Here is a 2,407-nt window from a genome sequence, read left to right as displayed (position 1 = left end):
CGCTGACGACCGGCCAGCCCGATCGCGGCGCCGGCGCCTATCAGTTTACGGCCTATACGATCTACGATCCGCTGGTGGCCTGGGAGATGGACGTTGCCGACCGGCCGGGCAAACTGGTGCCGGGCCTTGCAACTGAATGGAAGGTCGACGATGCCGACAAGACCAAGTGGGTATTCAAGCTGCGTCCCGGCGTCACCTTTCACGACGGCTCGCCGTTCAATGCCGACGCCGTGGTCTGGAATGTCGACAAGGTGCTGAAGCAGGACACACCACAATTCGATCCGAGCCAGGTCGGCGTCACCGCCTCGCGCATGCCGACGCTGGTCTCGGCGCGCAAGATCGACGACATGACGGTGGAACTGACCACCAAGGAGCCGGACAGCTTCCTGCCGATCAACCTCACCAATCTGTTCATGGCGAGCCCGGCCAAGTGGCAGCAATTCTACGACAAGGCCGAGGGCGCCGATGCCAAGGCGAAGTCGCAGGCCGCATGGGCCGCGTTCGCCAAGGACGCGTCGGGCACGGGTCCCTGGAAGATGTCGAGCTTCACCCCGCGCGAGCGGCTTGAGCTGGTGAAGAACGACAACTACTGGGACAAGGCGCGCGTGCCGAAGACCGACAAGATGGTGCTGCTGCCGATGCCGGAGGCCAATGCCCGCACCGCGGCACTGCTGTCCGGGCAGGTCAACTGGATCGAGGCGCCGGCGCCGGACGCACTGCCCGAGATCAAGCAGCGCGGCTTCAATCTCTATTCCAACGAGGAGCCGCATGTTTGGCCGTGGCAGTTCTCGCGCGTCGAGGGCTCGCCGTGGAATGATATCCGCGTCCGCAAGGCCGCCAATCTCTGCGTCGATCGCGAAGGGCTGCGCGACGGTCTGCTCGCGGGCCTGATGGTGCCGGCGACCGGCACGTTCGAGCCCGGCCATCCCTGGCGCGGCAACCCGACCTTCCAGATCAAATACGACAAGCCGGCTGCGCAGAAGCTGATGCAGGAGGCGGGCTTCGGTCCGAACAAGAAGCTGACGGTCAAGATTCAGACCTCGGCGTCCGGCTCGGGCCAGATGCTGCCGCTGCCGATGAACGAGTATCTGCAACAGGCTTTGGCCGAGTGCTACTTCGATGTGCAGCTCGACGTCATCGAGTGGAATACGCTGTTCACCAACTGGCGGCGCGGCGCCAAGGATCCGTCGGCCAACGGATCGAATGCGACCAACGTCACCTATGCTGCGATGGATCCGTTCTTCGCGCTGGTGCGCTTCCTGCAATCGGGCATGGCGCCGCCGGTCTCGAACAACTGGGGCTTCATCAACAATCCGAAGTTCGACGAACTGGTGAAGAAAGCTCGCCAGACCTTCGAACCGGCGGCGCGTGACGCGGCGCTTGCCGAGCTGCACGCCGCCTCGGTCGACGATGCGGCGTTCCTCTACGTCGCTCACGACGTCGCGCCGCGCGCGATGAGCCCGAAAGTCAAGGGCTTCGTGCAGCCGAAGAGCTGGTTCGTCGACTTCTCGCCGGTGTCGGTCGTGCCGTGAGGCGCGCCGCGTAACGTGAACCCTCTCCCCTTGTGGGAGAGGGTGGCTTCGCTGAAAGCGAAGCCGGGTGAGGGGTTGCCTCCGCGGGCGATCCTCCTTGCTGTGCAATGACTGTATCCGCGGATAGAACCCCTCATCCGGCGCGCTACGCGCGCCACCTTCTCCCACAAGGGGAGAAGGAAGAGAGAACGCAACGTGCTTGCCTATACATCCAGACGAATCGTCTACGTCATTCCGATCGTGCTCAGCGTGGCGCTGGTGTGCTTCCTGCTGGTGCACATCACGCCGGGCGACCCGCTGGTCGCGGTGCTGCCGGCCGATGCCTCGCAGGAGCTCGCCGCGCAACTGCGCAGCGCCTACGGCTTCGATCGCCCGTTGCCGGTGCAATTCGGCCTGTGGCTGTGGCGCGCGATCCATGGCGATCTCGGCAATTCGATTGCTACTGGACGGCCGGTTCTGTCGGAAGTGATGCGCGCGGTCGGCAACACCGTGATGCTGGCGATCGCAGCCGCGATGATCGGCTTCACGCTCGGCCTGCTGTTCGGCCTGATCGCCGGCTACTTCCGCGACACCTGGGTCGACAAGGTCGCGACCTCGATTGCGATCGCCGGCGTCTCGCTGCCGCATTACTGGCTCGGCATGGTGCTGGTCATCATCTTCTCGGTGCAGCTCAACTGGCTGCCTGCGGTCGGCGCCGGTCCCGGCGGCTCCGGCGCCTGGGCGTGGGACTGGGAGCATCTGCGCTATCTGGTGCTGCCGGCGGTCACCACCTCGGTGATCCCGATGGGCATCGTCACCCGCACGGTCCGCGCACTGACCGGTGACATCCTGAGCCAGGATTTCGTCGAGGCGCTGCGCGCAAAAGGCCTGCGCGA

The 2,407-nt window shown here is 65.0% G+C and carries 2 protein-coding genes; both read left to right on the top strand.

Features of this window, described 5'->3' with window-relative positions; all coding sequences use genetic code 11:
• On the top strand, window positions 1–1,532 hold a 1,532-nt coding region (locus FNJ47_RS45635), incomplete at its 5' end, for an ABC transporter substrate-binding protein (RefSeq protein WP_163163290.1).
• A 195-nt stretch (window positions 1,533–1,727) separates the two neighbouring features.
• Window positions 1,728–2,407: ABC transporter permease subunit (locus tag FNJ47_RS45630; RefSeq protein ID WP_163163288.1), on the top strand; the 680-nt coding region annotated here is incomplete at its 3' end.

Origin of the sequence: Bradyrhizobium uaiense (assembly GCF_010811875.1) — a bacterium.
GTDB classification, from domain to species: Bacteria; Pseudomonadota; Alphaproteobacteria; order Rhizobiales; family Xanthobacteraceae; genus Bradyrhizobium; species Bradyrhizobium uaiense.
The sequence above is the reverse complement of the archived record's forward strand: the minus strand, read 5'-3'. Positions and strand labels throughout refer to the sequence as shown.